The sequence below is a fragment of the Pseudarthrobacter sp. NamE5 genome (assembly GCF_005796225.1).
GTDB lineage: Bacteria > Actinomycetota > Actinomycetes > Actinomycetales > Micrococcaceae > Arthrobacter.
In genome coordinates this window covers 28,901-51,794 of record NZ_CM016730.1, presented here as the reverse complement: position 1 = coordinate 51,794, position 22,894 = coordinate 28,901, and the positions used below count along the sequence as shown (strand labels likewise).

21 protein-coding genes are annotated in these 22,894 nt (G+C 59.2%); 14 read left to right on the top strand and 7 right to left on the bottom strand.

Annotated elements, in window-relative coordinates:
• Positions 1–150: 150 nt before the first annotated feature.
• Positions 151–537 carry a hypothetical protein gene (locus tag FDW84_RS00250; protein ID WP_138605418.1) on the top strand — a complete coding sequence of 129 codons (387 nt, stop codon included), beginning with the start codon at positions 151–153 and terminating at the stop codon, positions 535–537.
• A gap of 391 nt (positions 538–928) precedes the next feature.
• Here the strand turns inward: FDW84_RS00250 and FDW84_RS00245 are convergent, their stop codons facing one another.
• The gene (locus tag FDW84_RS00245) at positions 929–1,510 is read right to left on the bottom strand and encodes a DinB family protein (RefSeq protein WP_138605416.1); all 582 of its coding nucleotides are present in this window, start codon (positions 1,508–1,510) and stop codon (positions 929–931) included.
• A gap of 635 nt (positions 1,511–2,145) precedes the next feature.
• Here FDW84_RS00245 and FDW84_RS00240 point away from each other — a divergent pair.
• The 5 genes from FDW84_RS00240 (at position 2,146) to FDW84_RS00220 (ending at position 4,438) form a co-directional block, all read left to right on the top strand.
• Positions 2,146–2,412: a glutaredoxin family protein gene (locus FDW84_RS00240; RefSeq protein WP_138605414.1), complete on the top strand. Its 267-nt coding sequence runs from the start codon at positions 2,146–2,148 to the stop codon at positions 2,410–2,412.
• 5 nt (positions 2,413–2,417) lie between these two features.
• The gene (locus FDW84_RS00235; protein ID WP_138605412.1) at positions 2,418–3,323 is read left to right on the top strand and encodes a single-stranded DNA-binding protein; all 906 of its coding nucleotides are present in this window, start codon (positions 2,418–2,420) and stop codon (positions 3,321–3,323) included.
• 87 nt (positions 3,324–3,410) lie between these two features.
• Positions 3,411–3,863 carry a hypothetical protein gene (locus FDW84_RS00230; RefSeq protein WP_138605410.1) on the top strand — a complete coding sequence of 151 codons (453 nt, stop codon included), beginning with the start codon at positions 3,411–3,413 and terminating at the stop codon, positions 3,861–3,863.
• Between the two features lie 15 nt (positions 3,864–3,878).
• Entirely contained in the window at positions 3,879–4,148 is a 270-nt protein-coding gene (locus tag FDW84_RS00225) for a ParB family protein (RefSeq protein ID WP_138605408.1), read from the top strand.
• 23 nt (positions 4,149–4,171) lie between these two features.
• Positions 4,172–4,438 carry a helix-turn-helix domain-containing protein gene (locus tag FDW84_RS00220; protein WP_371419114.1) on the top strand — a complete coding sequence of 89 codons (267 nt, stop codon included), beginning with the start codon at positions 4,172–4,174 and terminating at the stop codon, positions 4,436–4,438.
• Positions 4,439–4,885: 447 nt separating this feature from the next.
• Here FDW84_RS00220 and FDW84_RS00215 read toward each other — a convergent pair whose 3' ends face one another.
• The 5 genes from FDW84_RS00215 to FDW84_RS00200 all read right to left on the bottom strand — a co-directional run bounded on the left by FDW84_RS00215 (position 4,886) and on the right by FDW84_RS00200 (position 10,352).
• Positions 4,886–6,130, bottom strand: coding sequence for an MFS transporter (locus tag FDW84_RS00215; protein ID WP_138605403.1), 1,245 nt, complete (start codon positions 6,128–6,130; stop codon positions 4,886–4,888).
• Positions 6,131–6,338: 208 nt separating this feature from the next.
• Positions 6,339–7,403: an IS110 family RNA-guided transposase gene (locus tag FDW84_RS00210; protein WP_138605401.1), complete on the bottom strand. Its 1,065-nt coding sequence runs from the start codon at positions 7,401–7,403 to the stop codon at positions 6,339–6,341.
• A gap of 270 nt (positions 7,404–7,673) precedes the next feature.
• A complete protein-coding gene (locus tag FDW84_RS19115; RefSeq protein WP_171046575.1) occupies positions 7,674–7,856 on the bottom strand; it encodes a hypothetical protein in 183 nt (60 codons plus the stop codon).
• Between the two features lie 716 nt (positions 7,857–8,572).
• Positions 8,573–9,766, bottom strand: a complete 1,194-nt coding sequence (locus FDW84_RS00205) for an IS110 family RNA-guided transposase (protein WP_138605399.1) — start codon at positions 9,764–9,766, stop codon at positions 8,573–8,575.
• Between the two features lie 277 nt (positions 9,767–10,043).
• Entirely contained in the window at positions 10,044–10,352 is a 309-nt protein-coding gene (locus FDW84_RS00200; protein WP_138605397.1) for a hypothetical protein, read from the bottom strand.
• A 262-nt stretch (positions 10,353–10,614) separates the two neighbouring features.
• Here FDW84_RS00200 and FDW84_RS00195 point away from each other — a divergent pair, with 262 nt between their 5' ends.
• From FDW84_RS00195 to FDW84_RS00185, 3 genes are read left to right on the top strand one after another with little or no spacing between them, the layout of a single operon-like run.
• Complete coding sequence (locus tag FDW84_RS00195) at positions 10,615–11,004, top strand: MobC family plasmid mobilization relaxosome protein (RefSeq protein ID WP_240721309.1); 390 nt, start codon at positions 10,615–10,617, stop codon at positions 11,002–11,004.
• Positions 11,005–11,006: 2 nt separating this feature from the next.
• A complete protein-coding gene (locus FDW84_RS00190) occupies positions 11,007–12,644 on the top strand; it encodes a relaxase/mobilization nuclease domain-containing protein (protein ID WP_138605395.1) in 1,638 nt (545 codons plus the stop codon).
• 30 nt (positions 12,645–12,674) lie between these two features.
• Positions 12,675–13,907, top strand: a complete 1,233-nt coding sequence (locus FDW84_RS00185) for a hypothetical protein (RefSeq protein ID WP_138605393.1) — start codon at positions 12,675–12,677, stop codon at positions 13,905–13,907.
• 53 nt (positions 13,908–13,960) lie between these two features.
• Here FDW84_RS00185 and FDW84_RS00180 read toward each other — a convergent pair whose 3' ends face one another.
• Entirely contained in the window at positions 13,961–14,647 is a 687-nt protein-coding gene (locus FDW84_RS00180) for a helicase associated domain-containing protein (protein ID WP_138605391.1), read from the bottom strand.
• A 288-nt stretch (positions 14,648–14,935) separates the two neighbouring features.
• Here FDW84_RS00180 and FDW84_RS00175 point away from each other — a divergent pair, with 288 nt between their 5' ends.
• From FDW84_RS00175 to FDW84_RS00155, 5 genes are all read left to right on the top strand, one after another.
• Entirely contained in the window at positions 14,936–15,994 is a 1,059-nt protein-coding gene (locus tag FDW84_RS00175) for a PDDEXK nuclease domain-containing protein (protein WP_138605389.1), read from the top strand.
• 4 nt (positions 15,995–15,998) lie between these two features.
• Entirely contained in the window at positions 15,999–16,799 is an 801-nt protein-coding gene (locus FDW84_RS00170; protein ID WP_171046574.1) for a hypothetical protein, read from the top strand.
• A 496-nt stretch (positions 16,800–17,295) separates the two neighbouring features.
• A complete protein-coding gene (locus tag FDW84_RS00165) occupies positions 17,296–18,213 on the top strand; it encodes a radical SAM protein (protein ID WP_138605385.1) in 918 nt (305 codons plus the stop codon).
• Position 18,214: 1 nt separating this feature from the next.
• The gene (locus FDW84_RS00160) at positions 18,215–18,703 is read left to right on the top strand and encodes a DUF6375 family protein (RefSeq protein WP_138605383.1); all 489 of its coding nucleotides are present in this window, start codon (positions 18,215–18,217) and stop codon (positions 18,701–18,703) included.
• The gene (locus tag FDW84_RS00155) at positions 18,703–22,746 is read left to right on the top strand and encodes an NACHT domain-containing protein (RefSeq protein ID WP_138605381.1); all 4,044 of its coding nucleotides are present in this window, start codon (positions 18,703–18,705) and stop codon (positions 22,744–22,746) included. Before FDW84_RS00160 ends, FDW84_RS00155 begins: the two co-directional genes overlap by 1 nt.
• The last annotated feature ends 148 nt before the right edge of the window (positions 22,747–22,894 follow it).

The window sequence follows — 22,894 nt, the reverse complement described above, 5'->3', positions numbered from 1 at the left end:
AAGCGGGGCCTTTCCTGGCAACCACTCCGCCAGATGGGGGGACAGGCGAAGAAGCTGACACCAAACTAATAGAAAGCATGCTTACTTTTCAAATTGGTGGGCGTTCCGAGGCCGTAAGCTGTGCACAAGAGACGCTCATTGGGGGAGAGTATGGCGCAGGCGATCGATGCCGACCAGAAACAGCAGCTGGCGACCTGGAACAAACGCTGCGGCAAACTTTGGCTCAAATATTTCGCCATGGTGCTTTTGCCGCTATTTCTGCTGATGTTCCCGTTCGGCCTGGCCCTCAACTACTTTTTGGCCGTGACCGGCCCATTGGTTTCCGGGGAACTGGCGTACGGCCAGCCCGGATACTACGAGTACCAGGCCGCAAAGGATCAGTCCCTGATCATCCTGGCCGGCCTCCTTGTCCTTGGTGCGGCCCACTATTACCTCTGCAACCGCTGGTGCAAGAAGGCAATCCGCACCCTCGGCCCACCACCCGGATCCTCCAGCCGGTGGAACCGCTGGGTATTAGGAAAGGCCCAGGACTCCTAGAAGCACAGGCGCGGGCACGTTCTCCATGGTCCACACCCTGCGTTGGCGGGTGACCCGTTGCGGGGGTCGGGTTTTTTCAGCAGGGACGACACCAATTCAGCGCTGCCATTCCCGCCAGGTGCCCCCATCACCCAGACGACCAAGGGGACTTTTCAGGCACAGGGGGGCTGCGGCGCGGCGAACCTGCGGGGATGACCACAGTAGCCGGCGGCGGGGCTCACCGTCCGTGTCATTTTCAGAAGCTGACTGCACAACTTTCCGCTGAGTTCCGGGCTTTGTGAAGACCGGTTCGGATCAGGGGCTGTCCGTTACTCCTCAACGAGTGTCTGTTTGCCCTAAAGTCCTGTTCCCAGTTCGCCCGGCCGGATATCCCAGAATGACTGACCGTCCCCTAAGCCCCGTCGGCTAGCTCTTCCATTCGCAGACGCTGCTCTTTCCACTGATCAGGCGTGAGGTCTGGAATGTTCGGAGCGGATGGGCGCAAGCCGATGAAACCGTCCAGCTGCTCGCGGACGATGTCCAAGTGTCCGGCATGACGGTGAGATTCGGCGATCATATGTACCAGCAGGCGCTCCACCGTAGTGTGCCGATGCTTTATCCACCACTGCACCACGGCCGGTGAATCCAGTTCCAGGTCGTCCAGCACGGCATCGGCTGCGACGGTTGTCTCCCGATAGATATCAACAGCATCGGCCAGCGTCATATTTGGCGGCGGGAGGAAGTCTGCCTGGGGGTCCTCGGATTCGACAATGCTGCGGATAACGGGGTTCTCAATCTCCCGTCCAAGACACGAGATGAAGTACTGGGATTCGGTGACGGCCAGGTGGAGCAGTAGGCCCATGACGTGAGTGCCTGTCGGAGTAAGGGGAGTGCGCGCCTGGGCATCACTCAAGCCCTCACATTTCCACAGGATTGCTTCTCGGGCATCGTTCAGATATTCACGAAGCTGTGGCCCTCTTTTATCCATGGACATGAAAACTGCTTTCTACTTGGTGCCCTCAGGGCTCTCATCAACGGCATCCATGAGCACGCGGAGCGAAGGAACCCAACGCACTAGGGAGTCAAGCCGATCCCACTCCACCTGGACAGAGAAGCCCGCCTGTCGGGGTTGTTTTCCGTGCGCCGGCCGCAGGACAACAGCAACTGAGTAAGGCACTTGTAGAACGTCAAGATGATTCGTGATCTCGTCCACGCTGACCTGCCATTCCTCGCTACCTCGCGCACGCCAAATGCTCAGTCCCTCTTTACGACTGACGACGGCGCTCCCCGCCCGAATGAGACCGACAAGTGACCGTTGCGCAGATCGTTGCGCCGAAGTGAGTGCCATAGTGACAAAACTTATCCCGCCAGCTTCTGACAATGGCGGATGTAGTTCTCAACCAGGCGAAGTGCAGAGGACTTCTGCCATAAGTGCAATCAGCTTTGAAATCGACAGCCCGTAACCGTGGTCCAGGGGGCAGGAAGCAACCCATCTGAGACAAAGGGTTTCCGAAAAGCCCTAGAATAAGCCGTAAAACCCCTATTCATTCAGTTGAATGATTGATAGAATTGAAGTAGCAAGTCAGCCAGACGAACGAAACTCATTTGATACGAAACCAGGTGCTGAAAATGACTGCTTCACCCACCGCTTACACGGTCTACACCAAGCCCGACTGCCCTAACTGCCAGAAGACGAAGGACTACTTCGACTCCAGGGGCATCACCTATACGGCCGTGGACATTACCGAAGTGCCGGCAGCACTGGAGTACATCACCGCCGAACTCGGCTACTCCCAGGCACCGGTCGTCGTGAACAACACCGATGACCAGGACCACTGGTCCGGCCTGCGCCGCGACAAGCTCGTCCACGCAGCCATGACTCACAAGGCAGCGTGAGGGCCGTGCCGACCCCGCGCCCGGTCGTCGGGTTCAACCTCAGCCCACGGATCCCGTTGGAGGTGGACCTGTTCCGGCAGGTCAACCCCAGCGGCAGGATCTACCCCGACGTTGTGGACCCCTACGTTGTGGAACCCGCCATTGTGGAACCCTGCGTTGAGGACCTGTACGACGGCTACGACGTCCGGGACAAGGGAGGGGATGACCGGTACCTTGAGGCGATTAGCCGCGCCCCGATCGGGGAGGGCGGGCTCTGGGATGAACACACTGCGACCCAGTACCAACTCAACGACCTCACCCACGATGAACCGGGTGGGACCGAACTTCAGAACGAACCCACAACGGACGTCGAGAACATCACCAGCACACGAGGAAAGGGAAGCATCATGGCCGGCGAAACCACGATTACTGTCATTGGAAACCTGACATCAGATCCAGAGTTGCGCTTCACTCCGAGTGGGTCGGCGGTAGCGAATTTCACCATCGCTTCAACGCCCAGGACTTTCGAACGTCAGTCTAATGAGTGGAAGGACGGGGAGACGCTTTTCCTCCGGGCCAGTGTGTGGCGGGAAGCGGCTGAGAATGTGGCCGAATCTCTGGCCAAGGGCATGCGCGTGATTGTCACGGGCCGGCTGAAGTCCCGTTCCTACGAAACCAAGGAAGGCGAGAAGCGCACGGTGATCGAACTCGAAGTCGATGAAATCGGCCCGTCCCTGCGGTACGCGAATGCCAAGGTCAACCGCTCCCAGCGCAGCAACCAGGGCGGGCCGGCTGGCGGTGGTTTCGGCGGCCAGGGAAGCAGCAACCAGGGTTCGCAGTCAGCCCCGCAGGATGACCCTTGGGGCATCCCGGCGACCAGCAACGCCGGCGGCGGCTGGGGCAACGGACCCGAGTCCGAACCCCCGTTCTAAGCAGTACAACTGTCGGGGTCAGCAGATACGCTGGCCCCGACAGGCAGCGCCAGCTACCCCGGACCACGAGCAAAGGGATATTCCACCATGACGCACGCAGATGACCTTCGCGCCTGGGCAAGGGGCATGTACACAATCGAGGCGGCCACCGAGTTGCTGATCCGGGGCTTTGTTGGGAAGTTTGCCGCCCGCGGTAACCCATGGGTGCACACCAGCACCGAGCCGCAAGGCCCCGGCCAGGTAAGTGCATGGATTGACTTCACAGCCATCCCGGAGGAGGCGGGTGTGCTCTCCGGTGGGGAGCGTCGTTTCCTGCTCCTGGCTGCGTCATTGGCCGAGGATGTGCCGGTAGTTCTGGGTGATCTTGTGCCGGGCCTTGACCGGGATAATCTCGACCTCCTGCTTGCTGCCATAGCGCACGCCGGCGGCAGCCACCAGCACTCCGACGTCCGCTTTAATCAGGACGGGTCCATGTCGCTGGGGAAGGGCTACCTGGATAGCCTGCACCCGTGGCCGCCGGTGCTCCGTGCAGTCCAGTAAGGCCAGCGTGTGGTGATGGCCAAGCCAAAGAAGATTGCTGCGTTCACGCCCTACTACACCAAGGAGCAGGCCGAGCAAGTCCGTGCCGCCTTCGTGAATGCCGGCAAGACCGAAGAGGGTGACGCGAGTGTTTCGGACTTCATCGTCCGGGCGAGCATGCGCGAGGCGAAGCGCCTGCAGCGCAAGTACAACGGCGGCAAGCCGTGGCCTGGAGTGAAAGCCGGGGAGTTGCGCCGCGGGCAGCGAACGATGGATGAGATGCAGCACCGGAACGAGGACGCATAGCGATGGGAAGGTTGACCGAAGAAATGAATCAAGGGAAGGTCCCGGCACCGCCGACGTTGCCCAGGATGCTGTCCCTTGAACAGGTTCAGGAAGTCCTGAACCTGGGCATGCCGTCGATTTATGCGCTGGTGAAAAGCGGCGAGTTGAGGGCTGCCCAATTTGGTGGACGCAATGTCTGGCGGGTGCGTGAGGATGACCTCGCAGCCTTCATTGATGCCGCTTATGAGAAGACCGCAGAGCGCATCGCGTCCGGGCAGATCCCGGACGTCGACACTCCTGGTGGCAGCTAAAGAACCCAGTTCCCCGAGCAACATGAAGGCCGACACCTATCGGGTGCCGGCCTTCGTCGTCATCATGAATGTTTGTGGTGCCCGGATGTGCGGCCGGTGCCATTGCTTGGATCACGCGGGCCTGTGGTACTGGGTGGTGATGAGCGCCGCCCTGCAGCTTGTGGTTGTCACCGCCGGTGACCGGGCTGGAAGCCCCCGTGCGTCTTAGAAGTCGCTTCCTGGCTACGGTTCCGTCGCTGCCCAAACTTCGCCCCGCCTGGAGGGTGTGTGTCGTCCCTGCTGAAAGAAACCTGACTGGTGACAGGCTGGCCGGCGACGTCTGTCTTGGATGCTTCTATATCCGTCAAGCCATTCTCTTTTGTCCCTCGATTCAGGAATAGGGGGACTTGGTTGGGTCCGGCTCGAGTGCTCCACCCGGACCCAACCAAATAGAGAGTCCGTCGTGAGTTAAGGACGCGGCTCGTCCAACTGGTACTCAGTAGAAGTGGTGGTCGGAACATCCGTTGAAGACCGACCCGGCCATTTGGCGGCCACTAGGGCCATGGCCAGGGCAGTCAGGATCAATGTGCCTAGCCCGATGCGAAGCGTCGTTGCAGTTGCAACGGCGCCGATGACTACGGGGCTGAGGATGAATGATCCATAACCGACGGCGGTGGCCAGCCCGACGGCTTGACCTGATTTGCCCGGTGCAGCTCTGGCTGCCAGGGAGAGCGATGTCGGAACAATGGGGGCGATAGCGAAGCCGACTACCAGTATGCCGAAGATGGCAATGGTGGCATTGGTTGTAGCGACTGCTAACGCGATCCCGGCCGCGGCCAGTAGAGCCGAGAACGTCAGTGTGCGACGTTCACCGATTCGATGCTGGACGGAGGCAGAAAGTAGCCGGCCCAACAGTGACGCTAAGTGGAAACTGCCGATGCCGATTCCTGCCATAAGGGGCCCTGTCGCCAGAGTGTCCCTGAGGTAGATGGAGAGAAAGCTTTCCAGCGCACCATCTCCGAAGAAGCAGATAGTGACCATAACAATCGCTATGCCGACGCCAGGCAGTCCCCATAGCTGGCCACGATTCTCCTTAGGTGCAGGGTTCTGTTCATCGGGCAGGGCGGGCACGGGGAGGGTTGCGACAAACACGACCAATGCCGTGGTCAGCAACGCAACAGCGAGTGCCGTATAGACGGCTCTGAATCCGACACCGGCCGCCAGCAAGAGGCCTGCGGTGACGGCTCCGGCAAGAGCCCCGAAACTGAACCAGGCATGAAGACCCGTCATTGCCAGGACTCGATGCTCCGATTCGTAGTCGGCGCCAACGGAGTTGGCTCCTAAATCGACGAAACTGATGAACAGACCGTAAAGAAGAAGGCCGACAACGAGGTGGCTGACAGCTGTGACATGGCTTAGTAGAAGGAACGACACGGCGGTGCCGGTGAGTCCTATCAGCAGGACGGGCTTTCGTCCGAATCGATCGGCAAGATAGCCCCCACCGAAAAGGGTAACGAGGCCAGCTATGGCAGGCACTGCCAGGAGCCCTCCGAGCTGCCCTGGTGAGAGGCTAAATTCCCGGGCAAGGTCGGATAGCTGGACCGCCCAGACCCCCACATGAGCGCCAAGAGTGAGGAACAGGAGGGCAGCCAGGGCGTAGTGCCTGCGTTTTGTTTTGGACGAGCTTTGGGTTGGGGAAATTTTGAAACTCATTGATGACTCCTACGACGGTGAAAATGGACCGCGTCGGGGCAGCACAAAATAGGGCCGTTTACACGGCCGCGCTAAGGTGCAGTTCTACGACGCGCGGGCTTACAGCCCGCGCCGTGTCTCGCCTTCGCCCAGGTCCCCATCTTGCTGTCGAGTCATAGGGAAGACGGTAGCATGCTGCTCAAATCTCCAGCCCGTCCTGCCCCAAGAATCATGTTGCTGGCAGGAGAGCCTCCTGGGCCATGAGCGTCCGGTATATCTGCCGGGTGATGTATCTCTTTAGGCTTCGGATGATTTCCTTCTTGGTTCTGCCCTGGCTTGTCCGTTTGGCGACGTAGTCTCTGGTAGCGGCATCCCTATTCATTCTGATGAGGGCGATGGTGTAAATGGCTTTGTTGAGTTGACGGTCGCCGCCGCGGTTCAGCCGGAATCTGGTGTTGCTGCCGGAGGAGGCTGGGACGGGGCAGGTGCCGGCCAGGGCTGCGAATGCGGCCTCGGAGCGCAGCCTCCCGGTGTGTGACCATGCTGTGAGGATGATTGCAGCCAGCACCGGACCAATACCGTAGACATTCAGAAGAGCCGGCTGAACTTGCTGCACGAGTGCCTCGAGTTCTGAATGATTTTTGGCCATCTGTTCCTGCAGGGTCAGGATCTGTTTCGCGAGGCGTGTGGCTTCCCGGCGGCAGGTTTGGACTCCAAATTCCTCGTCCCTTTCCCGCCATGCTGCGATGGTCTGGATCTGAGTGACGGTCAATGGTTTCCGTGCATCCATGCCGAGGTCTACGACGCGCAGGAGGGCTGTCAGAGCGTTGATGGCTGCGGTGCGTTCCCGCGCCATGGTGCGGCGCGCGTTCGAGAGGATCCGTAATGCCATGTGGTTCTGCCCGGACCGGGGTTCCCGGAGACGGTCCATAGGGATGCTCAGGGTCGCGCGTGCTGCGCGGGTGGCATCGATGGAGTCGGATTTGCCCTGGTATCGGCCGAGTCGTTGGTTAGGTACGGGCGCTTCTGTCACTTGGAAGCCGGCGTCGGAGGCTTGTTGCCGAAGTTTCGCGCCGTACGACCCTGTTCCCTCCATGGAGAGTAGAACCTGCTCAGGATTACCGTCGGTGCAGCGCAGGATCCAGGATAGGGCGCGATTGCCTCCGGTCGCGTTGGCTGGGAATGTTTCGTTCGCTATTTCCTCGCCGTTTGCGGTGTTGATGATGGCTAGTGTGTGCGTTTTTGCGTGCGTATCAATGCCTACTACGAAGCCGAAGTGGTCTGCGACGATCATCCTGTTCCTCCTCAGTACCGGAAATGAAAGTGCATCAGTGGGTTACGGCGTGGCAGGTCTGTAATGGGCCACACCCGGAGCTCGGGTGGGCATGCTTCTAATCAGGCCAGCGCTGTAGACAGAACCGATGCTGGACCCGGCCAAGGCGGACATATCCAAGAAAGCGCACTCCGCAAAGGTCACTTTGGAGGCAAACCCATGGGTGAGTCACACCTAGGCCCGGCCACAGCACCAGACTGCCAGCCGCTCACAGAGCAACCGGGTAAAGACTTACAGTCCATGGGGAAGGGCTCCGTTGGTGATTTCAGCGGTTCCAGGCTGTGCACATTCGCCGGTCCTGGCGGTGAGGTTCGCGCCTTGGTGGCCTGGCGATTGTGTGCAGTCGGTCAGGTGGGTCCCGTCGTCCACGTGGGTGCGGGAAAAGCCCGAAGGATTCTCAATAGGGATTGTCAAGGACAATTGATGCTTTTCTGCCTGACTCCGGTGGCACCCAAGGTGAGGTGAGCTGCCCACAGTTGGGGGCAATTCGGGTTATCCACGGCTGGGTTTTTTGGGAGCCATTGGGGTAGCTCCCCTCGGCAGTAGTAGCGGTGGATAACCCATGAAGAATTGTCCCCGGCTGTGGGCAGCCTGAAACGTGACTGAGCCAGTTGGTGCTTCTGGGAGTTAGCTCGTGGCCTTTTCTACTCGGTCCCTTAGTGGACGGGTTGTAATGACTGCAAGAAGGGCACCTGCGACAGTGCAAACGGGAAGCCACCAAGTGGTGGTGGCCGTCAACAGGGATGGGCCCAGAATCAGAAGCGGAGGAAGAAGGACTCCGGCCGCTCCTCCGATTCCTGCAGCTACGGCTCGTTGAACTCGAGTAAGTCCCTTGGCCAGGGAATGCAGGGCAAGGGAACAGGCTGCGGAACTGCCACCCAGGATCGCTCCTAAGCCGGCTCCGGACAGGAGGACCAGCGGAAGCTTACCCGCCTCAAGTGGGGCAGATGCGCCGAGAGGCACCATATGCACGGTGACGGAAAGCAAGGCTCCCACCGCGAGGCCGATCAGAGCGGTTTTGAAAAAGATCGCCGCAAGCGGCGTCGTCGAATCCCTGTAGTTGTCCCCCATGGGAAGAGCCTACTCCCGTGGCGGATGTGCGGTAGATCGTTCCCGGAACTGGCTGGAACTCACACAGCTGGGACAGCCGAGTGTTGGTAGGGAGTGTTGTCGCGAAGCATTGCCCAAAGGACGTTGAGGCGGCGTCTGGCGAGGGATAGTACGGCTTGTTTGTGGTTCTTGCCTTCGCTGCGTTTGCGTTGATAGTAGGTGCGGCTCTGCGGGCAGTATCGAGCAGCGGACTGGGCAGCCAGGTAAAAGGCGTTGAGGAGTTGACGGTCGTAACGTTTAGGTCGGTGGAAGTTCCCGCTGATGCGTCCTGAGTCGCGGGGGACTGGTGCGAGGCCAGCGACGCCAACCAAACGAGCTGCGCTGTCGTAAGCGGTGAGGTCGCCGCCGGTGGCGGCTAGGAACTCGGAGGCAAGGAGCGTGCCGAAGCCTGGCATGCTGAGAAGAATCTCGGCCTGCTGGTGTTCGCGAAATCGAGTTTCGATCCGCTTCTCAATCTGCGCAACTTGCTCGTGCAGGTCCAGAACAGTTCGGGCGAGAGCGGCAACGAGTTCAGCACCAACACCCTGTGCCTGCACTGTGGTTTCTTGCGCGCGGGCAGCTGTGACGGCTCGGGCGGCGATCGTTTTCGCGTTGTAGCAGCCCTGGTTGCGCAGCCAGGCGGCGATGCGCGCTTCGCCTGCCCGGCGGATGCCGGCCGGGGTCGTGTACTTGGTGAGGAGAACTACTGCAGCCTTGACCATGGCGTAGTCAAAGGCTGCCTCTAGGGCGGGAAAGTATTCGAGCAAGACGGCGCAAAGCCTGTTGATCGCGCGAGTTCGGTCGCAGACCAAGTCTGTGCGACGGGATATGAGCAGACGCAGGTCGGTGCTGATTTGGTCGCCATTGCGGATGGGGTGGAGATCCCGGCGCATCCGTGCCTGGTCAGCGATGATTGCTGCGTCTTTTGCGTCTGACTTTCCGTCTCCTCGATACGTGCGGGCGGCGTGGTAGACGGATCTACCAGGGATGTAGACAAGCGTTTGCTGGTGGGCTTCGAGCACTCCAATGAGGAGGGCGGCGCCGCCGCGGTTGAGGTCGGTAGCCCAGAGGACTTCCCTGCCTGCAGCAAGGGTACGGACGTCGCGGAGAAGTTCAATGAGTGCGGTCTCGTCGTTGGCCACTCTGCGCGACAGCAGGCGGTTGCCTTCGTCGTCGATGAGTACGCAGTGGTGATGAGCTTTTCCGGCGTCGATGCCGGCCCAGAGTTCAGGCATGTATCCCTCCATCGCGTTGTCCAGATATGGACCCAAGCAGATGGCCGCGCCGTCGTGTCCTTACATGGCGATCAGGTCGCTTCTCTCAATTAGCGGTCGAGCCATCGCGGGATGCCGGGCGGCCAATCCTTCGGAGCCGTCACGCCAAGTCCGGCCATTTAGCTTTTAGCCATACCCGGCACCCCTGGGTTGGTCGAGAGCCTACAACGCCCCCAATCCAGCCTCAATCACCGTAAGGTTTTAGCTTTTGCCGTGCCCATGTGGACGAGGGGCAGGTTTACTCAGCCCCGGTGTCCCCGCTGGCTGAGGTCGGCGTGCTGTCGTCTGTGGTGCGGGTGGTGGCCGGTTTCCGGCGCCGCGCTGCGGCGCCGGATTCGAGCCCGAGCTTTTTCAGTTCATCGGGGCTCCACCCGTCCTTGGTGGCGCGCACGTAGGCGCGCTTGTCTTCACGCTCGGCTTCGGCGAGCTGCCCGCGCAGGTCGGTAATTCGTTGCCTGGTCTTGACCAGGTTCGTGACGGATTCGATGCGCGAATCCAGCAGGGCGCGGGCCTGGTTGCGGGTCTGTTCAATATCGATGGTAGGCATGCTCCCACCGTAACCACAGCGGATGCCGGTTGTGGTGGAGCGACGCGCAGCGGAGCTCCAATTGGCGACCTGGTCAGCACCTGGGGTGTGAATAGGGCTTGAGTCGACCCGGGCGGAGCAAGCTATACGTTTACACGGGTGTAGACGGGCGTGTCCTGCACGGCGCCTGCGGCTTGTTTTGGCACACTGGCTTGTGGGTCCCCGGTTTCGGGGTCGCTGCGCTGGGCTTTTGATTGCGGAAACCGAGGGATTGGGGGAGTGCGTGTCTGACGAGGATGTGCCCCGTTCCCGGCTTTCTCGGCGGCGGCGGGCGAATTCCCCTGCGGGGACGAAGAAGCGCCGCGATGTGTGGGTCACGGCGGAGGAAGAGGCCGCGCTGATCGCGAAGGCCGCCCGGCAGAAAGTCACCGTGCCGAACCTGCTGCTGACCGCTGCGTTGTCGGAGTCGTCGGAGACCCCGACGGAGCGGCGGGCTGCGATGGCTGAACTGATGGCGATCCACACGCTGCTGGCCCGGGTGTCGAACAACGTGAACCAGATCGCCCGGCATGCAAACGCCGGCGACGAGTTCCCTCAGGACGCCAAGGTTGTGCTGGCGTATGTGCGCGAGGTTGCGATGCGGATCGACCGCACCATTGAGGGGCTGATGTAGGGCTGATTCCGAACATCACCCGCGGCTCACGGATGGCCGGCCTGATGGTGTACCTGGTGTCGACGGATGCGGATAAGACGAAGAACGCTCACACCGACCCGCACCTTGTCGCCGGGGACGCGGCGATCATGGCCTGGTACGACGACGGTGTCCTGGACAAGGACGATGCGGCGGCGATCTCGAAGCATCTGGACCAGCCGCGCAAGGCGTTTGGCGTCGAGGTCCGGGTCAAGGACATGGTCTGGGATCCGGTGAAGAAGCAGCGCGTTTTCGCCGGTTACAAGGATGCCAGCGTGTGGCACTGCTCGCTGAGCCTGCGCGCCGAGGAAGGCGCCCTGACAGACCAGCAATGGGGCGACATCGCCAACGACTTCGTCGACGCGATGGGCTTCACCGAAGCCAGCGGTAAAGCGCAGTGCCGGTGGGTTGCGATCAACCACGGAACCAGTGAGAACGGTAATCACCACATCCACATTGCTGTGTCCCTGGTCCGTGAAGACGGCACCAAAGCCTCCACCCACGGTGACTACGCCAGAGCCCAGAAAACCTGCCGAGCGCTGGAGGCGAAGTACGGGCTTGAAGAGCTCTCCAGTGTGCACGCCACCCGCGGTTACGAACGGGCCGAAAGGGCCACTGCGGCACGCGACCAGCGCGAGATGCACCGGGCCTCCCTCGCCCGCAAGGTGCGTGCCAGTGCTACCGCCTCCGGTAGTGAAGCGGAGTTCGTTCGCCGAGCCAGGGACACTGGTCTGCTGGTCCGGCCACGGTATGCGAAGGACACCACCGACGTCATCGTCGGCTACTCCGTGGCTGAACGACCGAAGCCGGGGGAGAGGCCCATCTGGTTCGGCGGCGGCACCCTCGCCACCGACCTACGCCTTGGACAACTGCGGCAGGAATGGACCGACACTCCGCAGGCGGCAACAGAAGCAGCGGCCGAGTGGAACGCCGCAGCACGCAACAAACGCAAAGCCTTCACGAACGGTCCCGAGAACAGGGCCCCGTCTGCGGATGCGTGGGTGGAATACACCCGCAACGCCACAGCACTGGCGGACCAGCTGCGGACTATTCCGCGCGATGATCACGCAACCTGGGCGAAGGCAGCGCGTGAGGTTTCCGGTGCCTTTGCAGCCTGGTCATACCGGCTCGAATCGACACCCGGGCCATTGGCAGCCACCGCAGCGGAGCTGTCCCGTACAGCCCAGCTGCGCGCACCCCGCCAGCACGGCAAACCCGTAGCACTACCCTCCATTGCCGGGACGGCCATGTTGTTCATGGCAGCGTCCAGCAAGGACAAAACAGCCGCTCAAACAGCACTCATGGTGCAGCTGATCAACACCGCATTCGCTGTGTACGAGATGCACGCCCAGTCCGGCCGCGCCCGTGAAGCCCAGCGCATCCGATCAGTGGTCGAAAACCAGCTGGCACCGTTCACCGCGACGATGCCCAAGCCCGTGACCGTAGGAGCTGAACAACCGCCGGCCGAAAAGGCTGCGGTGCAGCCGAGAGCAGTTGATATTGCCCGCCGCGGCATGGCCCCGATCCGTCCCGGGTCGGTGGTTCCAATGACACCGACGCCGGCGACACCAGCAACGACCTATCAGCCCAACCGGGGCACCGGGCCCGGACTGGACCGATAAGAATCACACCACTAGTGCAAGGGGAACACCATGAGTGAATCAGACGGCATCGACGACGTGCTCGACAGCGGGATGCGGCAATCCCTGATGGTCGCCGCGCGCATCGCCGAGACGCTGGCCCGCCGCCGGCAGGAAGCCCAGCGACAGCAGGAACACCTGGACGCACAGGCGGCGCACGAAGCCCAGGTGCGCCTTAGTGCTGAACGGAGTTCAGCCCTCGCTGTCCTTGCACCCGTACAGAAAGATGAATGGTGGGACAAGGCCCAGCCGGCCGACATTGCCACGGCACACGCCGTCGCCGAAGGCTGGAAAGACCACGATCCCACCGCCCTTGAAGCCTCCGCGAAGATCCGCGAAGAAGTCCTCGCCCGGTACGGTATCGACACCCACGACGTCGGCACGGACACCGCCTACCTTGAATCGGGAATTGCGACCATCGCAACCGAGAAAGCCCGGCTGGACGAGCTGGCACGAAGCCAGGAAGAAGCACGGAAAGCCGCTGCCGAACACGAAAAAGCCATGCAGCTGATCGCGGCCGCGCAGGCTGAAGAACTTCGAGCCCAGGCGGCGAAGCTGGCACCCGAAATGGAGCGCCACCAGATCCCCGTGGAGTACCTGGCAAACCCCGAACTGGCACAGGCCCTGCAGCGTGCCCACAACGCCAAAACACCCAAAGCTGCTGCGGCTGCAGACGCCGACATCAAGGAACGCATGTTCCTCATTGGCAAGGACGGCATCAACGGCCCCGACATCGATCAGCTGCGCAAAGAAACCACCGCGAACCTCAACGGTGCCGGCGAATCCCACTTCAACGATCCCCAGTTCGTGAAAGCAGCCAAGGAGATGCACGAAGCTAAACTCCTGGCCGAAGGCGGATTCACAGGCTCTCAATTCGCATCAATGGAACAACGGTATGAACGGGCCGAAAAGGAACTCTTTGCCCGCCTTGAGGGCGTGGGCCGCGAGATCGAAAACCGCGTCACGGGCACCGACAGCAGCCAACTCAAAGACCAGGCACTCACGGCGGAAACCGCATCAGCTACCGGCTATGGCTCAGCCGAACACCGCGCAAAATTCGCGGAGTCCCTCGAGAGTACCGGCGCCAATGAAGCGCAGATCCGCGGGCGGCTCACTGCGGCACGCAGCGAAGGCACCCACCCCAGTTCTGCGGTCACCATGGGCAAGGGCGCGGCCAAGGCTAGAAAGAGCCGCGCGGGGGCAGCCGTCGGAGCCGAAAGGTCCAAGAGCGGCCCCAGCCGATAACCCAACGGGCAGACAAAGGGAGGGGCTGCCAAGGCGCAGTCCCCCCTTCTGGCTTACGGTCTAGCTGGCATCTGGGTTCGCGGTCTCCGTCGTCGGCCGCCGGTGCGGCGCCTGCCTTCGCGCCACCCGGGCAGATGCTCATCTAGCAGTACTTCCTTCTCCGGTGCCAGCTTCCCCTGGTTGTAGTTGATTCGCTGACCATGCAGCCACACACCCAGGACGCGTTCGGCCGTATCCGGGGTCTTCTGATGGCGCGGCCAGTCACAGCCAGCTGCCCGAAGGTCCTTCACTTGCTGAAAACGCTTTTGCCACCGGGCCTCGTCCTCAGTCTTCTTCGGAGAGGCTTGATCCCAGCCGGGAATGACGTCCAGGCCGTCACGGAAAGCGGGGGAGAGGGTTCCCTGTGCAGAGTCCCGGCGCCGAAGGTACAGCCAGCTGCTGAGGGTCTGCTCCTGCGGTGACTTCGCGTGCGCTAAGGGGAGCCGCCCCTCCGTTCGGTAGAAGGAAACAAGGTCCTGCATCCTTTGCAGAGCCGCCTCCGACGGACCTGGAGCCTTCTCTGGAAGCGCTGCCGCGTGTTCTGCCTCGAGCCCGGGCTCGATCTTCTTCGCGACCTGAAGGTGGTAGCGCACGGTGGTGACCGGCGCCGAATCGAGCACCGCGATCCTTGACGGCCGAATACCCCGCCGGTACATGTCCACCCACTCAGGGTGCGGAGCAGCGCGTCGACTGTCCCTCATGCCTGGTGAATCTCAGCCACGGTCATCCCCTAATGTCCTCCTTCAGACAATCTATAGGGGATCCCGCGCAACCCTTCCCAACAATGCTGGAAAGGCAACAAACAGCCGTCTTGCGTCAGACCAGCAGACAGTCACTGGATAACGCCGGCGCAAGTCAACCCCGGATCCGCGCTGCCTTGCGCCGGCCCGAGTGAGGGAGCACTCGATTACGGCCACCGGGTATAGACGCCAGCAAGGGCAGAAGGGGGAGCGGCCGCCATGTCCGTGGCCCTCGATAGGATCGAACCCATGACAGATGCCCGTGACCTGGCCCTTCCCAGCGACTACACCGACCTCCTCGGCGAGCTCAAAAACCGCGTACGGGCCGCCCGCGTACAGGCACTGCGCACCGTGAATACTCAGCTCATCGAGTTGTACTGGTCGATTGGGAAAACCATTTTGGAACGCCAGGAGGCTGAACAGTGGGGGAGCGGCGTTATGGGCCGGCTGGCAGATGACCTTCGGTCGGAGTTCCCTGATATGAAGGGCCTTTCCCGCCGCAACCTCTTTTACATGCGTGGATTCGCCGCCGCCTGGCCCGAGCCAATTGTGCAACAGGCTGTTGCACAATTGCCCTGGGGTCACATCACCGTGTTGCTAGACAAAGCCGAAACCGCGGACCAACGGGCATGGTACGCCTCAGCGGCCGCAGAATATGGATGGTCCCGGAATGTCCTCCTGAACATGATGATGAACAGGTCAATGGAGCGTACAGGGGCTGCGCCCTCGAACTTTGTGCAACAGCTTGTTGCACCAGATTCTGAACTCGCCCAACAGGTCGCCAAGGACCCCTACAACTTTGAATTCCTCGGTCTCTCAGGCGAAGTAGCCGAACGGGACCTCGAAAACGCCCTTACCAGCAGAATCACGGAAACCCTCCGCGAATTGGGCCCTGGCTTCTCCTTCGTTGGACGCCAAGTGCAATTCGATGTGGACGGAGACGACTTCTACATAGATCTCCTGTTTTTCCACATCGAGCAGCTCCGGTACGTCGTCGTCGAACTCAAAACCGGCAAGTTCCAGCCCGAATACGCCGGGAAGCTCAACTTCTACGTCGCCCTCGTGGACGATCTGCTACGGCGCGAACACCACAACGAGACCATCGGAATCCTCATCTGCGGTACCAAGAATGACCGAAGCGTCCGATACAGCCTCGGCCGATCGACATCGCCCATGGCTGTTGCTGCCTACACTTATGACAAGCTGCCCCTCGTAGAGCAGCAAGCTTTGCCAGATGAAGGGCATTTAGTTGCAGCCTTGGAATGGGCTGAGCCGGATGTGAGCGATGGCAAGCAAGGTGAGGTCTGAACCAGTGATGATCATCGACGATCTTTCGCACCTCGTACTGACGTACATAGCGGCCGTTGAAAGTTGCGGAGGCAAGTTATCGGTGGAAGCGTTGAACGCATATGGCAAACAACCTGAGCGGATCATTTTTAATGATATGTATGCTGGGCAGGCCGGTCGTGGCGTTCTCATATCCGCCCAGGTCAGCAGCGAGAACGATGAGCCGTGGATTTCCGACGAAGCGTTCGACCGGTTCCTCTCGCGGCTGCATTGGATCGAGGTCAGCGATGGTGCCGTCCACTTGACTCAGCTAGGGAAGGCCGTACTTGAAGCCGCCAATAGCGCGAATCTCGAAGGCGATTCAACCATTGAGGTCCTGATCGATCCCAGCAATCAGTTTGCCTACGCTCAGGTGATGAACAAGATTGCTCAGGTTGGCGAATCTCTCGTCGTTGATCCCTATCTTAGTGCTGAGACGGCCATCGATTTGGCGCAAATACACACAGTAAAGAGGGTCCTGACTGGTGATCGTAATATTCGCAAGCTTCAAGGAAGATTCAGCATCGTTATGCGGTCCAGATCAGATTTCGAGATCCGATATTTGGACCAAAAGTCGCTCCACGACAGGTACGTAATCTCAGAGGCGGGCTCCGTAATTGTATTGGGAAGCAGTTTGAACTCAATCGCCCACCGTCAAGGGGTGATCACTCCACTCGACAGGATGGGGTCCAAGTTCATCTCGGAGGCGTACGAAAAGCTGTGGCAGCAATCGTCTTTGCTCAACGACGTATCTGAATCCAAGGAGACAGATTTCCCCGCAAGCTAGTAACAGCTAACCATATAGGTAAGGTTCACCGGGCTCTCAGACTGGACTGTAAGAGTGCGCGTTAGAAGGGTACGGAAAACGCGATCTACGCTTTATCTTGACTGTATTTGCGTCGCCGTCTGACGTCGTGTGGGGTGTTCTTCAAACAGCTACATGGGGAAGCGGAATCGCCGCGAGCTCGGGCAGGGAGCTGAGCCTAAAATCTAGTCTCCCGGCCTTTGATCTTCCTGGCGAGGAACGGTGACGGCAAACGGCTGTGATGAGCCGTCAGGGCGGGACGAACAGTTGGTTCGTCTTCCACTTGTCAACCTGCTGTGCAACACAGCGACAGGGAAGATTAGCGATTTAGCCAAAGCCGACACTCCTTTAACGTAGGCTCTATTTATGCTGAAATTGAACGGTCTCGGCAGGACTAGAAAGCGGCCAGATCATATCTGCGTGGAAGAGGGACAGGCTCGGGAGTGTCGCGGCCCAGTCGTCAGTCGGACTGCAACGGATGTTTGAGCAAAGTCGGCTTTGGAAGTCCCGAGCAACTAGGTATGGTGTCCACTTCTTCGAACGGCAGACAGGGATCAACGTACTTCTCGAGGAAGTCATGCCACCAGAACAGACGTGGGCGGTTGCTCCGAGGTATGTCTCGGTGGCACTAACAAACGCATGCGAGCTCCGGTGCCCGTATTGTTACGCTGCGAAAAAACCTGCCAGATTAGGTGCCGAGGAGATTAGCCCTTGGCTTAGGGAATTAAACCGCAACGGATGCCTGGGTGTCGGATTTGGTGGCGGAGAACCTACACTTCACTCTGAATTCGCAACGATTTGTCAAAAGACGGCGATTGAGACAGGCATGGCTGTTTCCTTCACCACGCATGGACACCGCATCACTGAAAAGCTAGCAACCCAGCTCCGCGGAAGTGTTCACTTCATCCGGGTATCGGTAGATGGTATCGGGGAAACGTACGAGAGAAACCGAGGGCGTGCTTTCGATGAGCTGGAGAACAGGATCGACCTGATTGCAGGCATCTGCCGCTTCGGCGTCAACGTCGTCGTCGGTGATACTACGGTTTGGGAGTTGGATGGTTTGCTGGATTATGCAGAGCGCTGGGGGGCAGAAGAGCTCCTGTTACTTCCGGAACAGGGAGTAGCAGGCCGAGCCGGGATTGGTGAGTCGGCTCGCAATGAAATGACTCGTTGGCTAGCCAGTCACCGGCCATCGAAAATCAGGGTGGGCATCTCCAGGATGGCAGATCTTTCAGGGATTGCCCTCGCTGACGCATTCCCTATGGAAGATCGTCTTTCCGCACATGCCCATATCGATGCAAACGGGTACCTAAGGGCAGATGCCTTCACGGATCAGAGAATTCCTATCCAGGGATCTGTGATTGACGCCCTGACGGAACTACGCGAGGCCGCATAGCATGAAGATTTGGCAAGGGTACGGATCAGAACATTCGTACAGCATGGTTTTAGTAGGGCACTTTCCGACTATTGAAAAAGCTAGAACAGCGGAATCGATAATTAACAAACTGACGGAAGCAGCGGTCGGGCTTGTTTCTGCCCAAGAACCTACCTGGGATGACCCTTCACCTCGGCCTGATGAGACCTTTTGGGCATTCCTTCGCGAACTCGGCCTTTATGATCTGACCCTCGGGGAAGTTGAGCAGTTTGGATACGACCACACGCTCACCCTGAACGGGAACAGAATAGAAATTAGCACGGATGAAGGTGACATCCAGGGTCTACTCAAGACGATGATCGCGAACGGCGCCCGAGTGGAAATCTACTCAAGGCATGACTGGGATTCGTCCTTAGCCGATGAACTCAGTGAGAAACTTAACGACCTGAGGGCAGGTCAGCCGTCCAATGACAATGAGCAGGAGAACCCGTCTACCCCCTCAGAGGACTGATGCACGCCACAAATCCTATTTCCATCGATTGGCAGGCTTTCGTCTCTTTAGAGGGCGCCCCAACCAGGAATTTTGAGACCCTTTGCAGGGCCATCGTAATGCGGCGTTTCCAGCGCTACGGGGTCCTGTCCAACTACCGGAATCAAGCCGGCGTTGAGTTCACCCTGCGCATACACACCGAAGGCGAGCTTGGTTCACCCGGTCGATGCTGGGGTTGGCAATGCAAGTGGTACTACCCTTTACCCCAGTCGGGGGCCCTGAGCCAGACGCGCAAACAGGAAATTGCCGAGGCAGTGGCCAAAGCAGAAAAGTCAGATGAAGCCATCACGGACTTTGTTCTCTGCCTGCCGAAACGTCCAAAATCTGGAGACATAAAGTGGTACTACGAGCTACCGACTTCCATGACACTGCACCTTTGGGCAGATGAAGACTTTGAGGCCCACCTAGTTGGCGCTGCGGCAGAAGTCCGCAGTACATTCTTTGGTGAGCTTGTCATGTCCCGCCAGGAAGTCGCAGATGCTCATACTCGATCGGTGGCGCCAATTAAAGATCGATGGTTTCGCGAAGTCCACACGGCGAGCCCAACAGAAAGCCAACTGAATCTTCTCCTGTTGCGCCCAGGGAGTATGCCTCAACTGGCCGCCCATGCAGAAAGACTGGCGGTACTGGCCGACAGCCTGTCCCGAACGGCCAGCCAAGACCCTGACAGTGACGCGGGCAGAGCCCTCCGAACTCTGGCATCGGATATGGCCGACCTCAGCATTCATTTCTCACAGCTGTCTCGTCACGTTGAGGAGGGGAGGCTTAACCAGTTTTCACTCGAGATCAGCAGTTCATGGACCCCGAACATTTCGATTTCCTGCGTTCGGAGCCTGGGTCGCTATATGCGCAAATCTCAAGCGGCGGCAGCGCTCGATGTCGCAGCAGCGGAAATCGAAGTCGTCCGGGCACTCCGCCTGAGAGATGAGCTATCCCAAAGGGCATCACCCAGTGTTATAGCAATCGTAGGGGACGCAGGAAAAGGCAAAACACAACTAGCCGCTGAGCTAACAGGTTCCGATCAGTCGCGACCTGGAGTCTTTATCCGAGCCGCCCACCTAGCAGCCGGGACAGGACTCGACGAGTTAACGAAACGCATCCCCCGCCTCGGACTAAAAACCTTCGACGATCTTGTCCGAGCCGCCGACGCACTCGGTCAACGTATCGGTTATCGAGTACCAATTGTCATTGATGGACTCAATGAATCCCAGCGGCCGTCAGACTGGAAGTCACTTCTGGAAGAGGCAATCCCATACGTAGAACAGCATCCATACGTGGTTCTGATCCTGACTGTGCGCGGCGCAGTGCTCGACGAGTGCCTTCCGTCAAACGTCTCTAGGCTCGAACTCGACTGGAACGACTCAACAAGTGAGCGTCTCACAGACGCATACTTCAAGCATTACAAGATCGAACGTGGGCGGATCCGTGTTCCCCGCCAATTGTTCAAATCTCCACTGTTTCTGAAGCTGTACTGCGAGGCGACAAATCCTAGCCGTGAAGATGAAGTAGGCCCGGAAAAATATCCCAGCTCCCTCGCGGAGGTGTTTGAGCTTTACATAAACGCGGTGGCTGCCCGCCTCCGGAATCAGGCTGGTCATCCAGCTTTTCCCCCAGGTCATATCGAGAGGAAGCTCGCAGATTTTTCCCAGGCCATATGGGCTGGGAGCCGCAGAACGATTCCATACGACGAGGCAAAGTCTTTGCTCGACGAATCGAACATTGACTGGAATCACAGCCTTCTGCGGCGGTTGGAAGAAGAAGGCGTCCTCTATCGGGATGACAGCGACGGCGTGAAAAACGAGCAATCGGGCATCCTCTACGATGCTTTGGCCGGCTACCTCGTAGCCGACGGCATCCTCTCCTCGGTTGCAACCAGGGACTGGGCCGAACTACTCGGAGATGAGGAGTTGTGGAACCGAATTTCGGCTGCCGGCACACAGAGGCACGAACTCGCCGACGACGTTCTACTTTCGTTGGTAGCACTAGTTCCGCGGCGCAGCTATAAACAGCAGCTCTGGAAGTTCGCACCGGAGGACACCCGGGACGCAGCCCTTATTCAGACTCTGATACTGGAGTCAGATCTTATAGACGATGACACGATCATCGAGTTGGCGCCCTTGATTCGTCGCTGGCAGCAGCGCAAAGGACGTTCTTCTCCTTGGACAATACTCTGGCAGATCGCCGACAGCCCCAAACATCGCTTGAATGGCGAATTCCTCAACACCGTGCTGGACGGCCAAGACATGGCCGATCGGGATCTGAGCTGGTCGGAGTGGACAAGGTCTAATGCCGAATCACTGGTCAACCAACTTCATCGCTGGAGCTCCGATTGGCTTAGCCGGAGTATGCGCAGCGATGCTGATGATCTTCGGGCCTACTCCATTGCCTGGCTTCTTACATCCACTAACCGGAATCTGAGAGACAACGCGACGAGAGCCCTTAAAGTTTTTGCATCTCCCGAGCCCGCCCGGCTCGCTAAAGTCGCGATCTCCATGCTTGATGTAAACGATCCCTACGTTATCGAACGCGTCTTGGCCGCAGTATTTGGTGCGGTCACTGACCACCAGATGCCGGAACAGGCCAGTTCGCTTATGCCTTCGTTGCGAGGACTACTCGACCGACTCGACAAGAAGTATTTAAGTTCCGATGCTCTTGGCCCGACATGGAACATCAATATTCGGAGCTACACAGAAGCGCTGATCGAGTACGCAGCCAAGCTTCACCCTGATGCGTTGCCGTCTGGACTGGACCCAGCGACATATCGCTTTCATCAAGCCGAGAAGCCCATCCCTGCTCTGAAGGAAGGTGACGAAGGCTACGAAGCGGATCACGCCATGCACATGGACTTCTCCAACTACACTCTCGGTTACTTGTTCCCCGACCGGCGCAATTACGACTTCAAAAACAGTGAGTATGCGTTGGGTGCGGCCGAGGTCCGTAGGCGGATCTGGGACCTCGGCTGGCGCAAAGAGAAATTCGGTCCGATCGACAGACAAATTTCAGAACGATCGCATGCCCGCCATGATCAGCATGGAGCAACAGAGCGATATGGCAAGAAGTACGGTTGGATAGCGTACTTCGAACTTGCTGGACGACGGCACAGCCAAGGCGCTCTACGTTCTTCCCCCTGGGACACTTACCGCGGGGTTACACCAGACATAGACCCAACGTTCCCGAACGAACCTGGCGAATTGTCTGTCGAGATACTACCTTGGAGTGCTTCCGATGCAGAGCTTTCCACGCCCGATTGGTTGCGTGGAGGGGGCATAGACGTACCCGATGAGTTGCTCAAGTCCCGGAAGCTCGCTCCGGATAACTCGGAGTTCATCCTCATTGAAGGGCACCTTGAGCACAAGTCAGACAACGGGAGGAAGGTGTGGGGCTTCGCTCGGTCATTCCTCGTAGATGCTCAGGACGCGGATTCGATTGTTCAATTCTTGTCTTCCGAAGAGTATCTGGGAAACGATCTCATCCCACGGTGCCCATCCCCAGCAGACTGCTTTGCGGGGGAAATGCCTTGGAGCCGGAACTTCGAAATTCCTGCTAATGAAGACTCCACTAGCGCGCACCGTGAATTCATAAGGATTACGGACGACGCCGATATCAGTATCGAACTCCTAGGGCAGAACTATACTGCTTCAGGATATGAGTCCAGCCTAGGGCTGCGGGCAGGGGAGTACAGTGTTCCCTCACACGAGATCTGCCGACACTTGACCCTTCGCGGAACCCCGTCTGGGCTAGATTTCGTCGACTCCCAAGGCCACCTTGCCAGCGCCACCCGGCGTGCACCTAAGGGATGGTCCGGGGATGTTATGTATCTGCGGCAGGACCTTCTAGCTGCATACGCCCGAGGTCGAAAGCTTGTTCAAATCGTCTGGGGTGAGCGGGAGCCCCCATTTGAGATGTTTTCGCCTTCACCTCAGTGGGTTCGCCGAGTGTACCAAGCACATGCAAATCTATGGCGGCACATTCAGCTTGTTCACTTAGAACCAGATGCAACTTAGTTTGGAAGCCCCTTCCGCCCCTCCTAACCGCTCGGCTTTACATATAGTGCTTTACAATAACGAGGGTTATCGGCCTTTTAATCGGGGGGAAGGATCCGTAAAACTCGTCTGTCTTAAGGCTATCGCCGGCGGTAATTTCGTCCTCGAG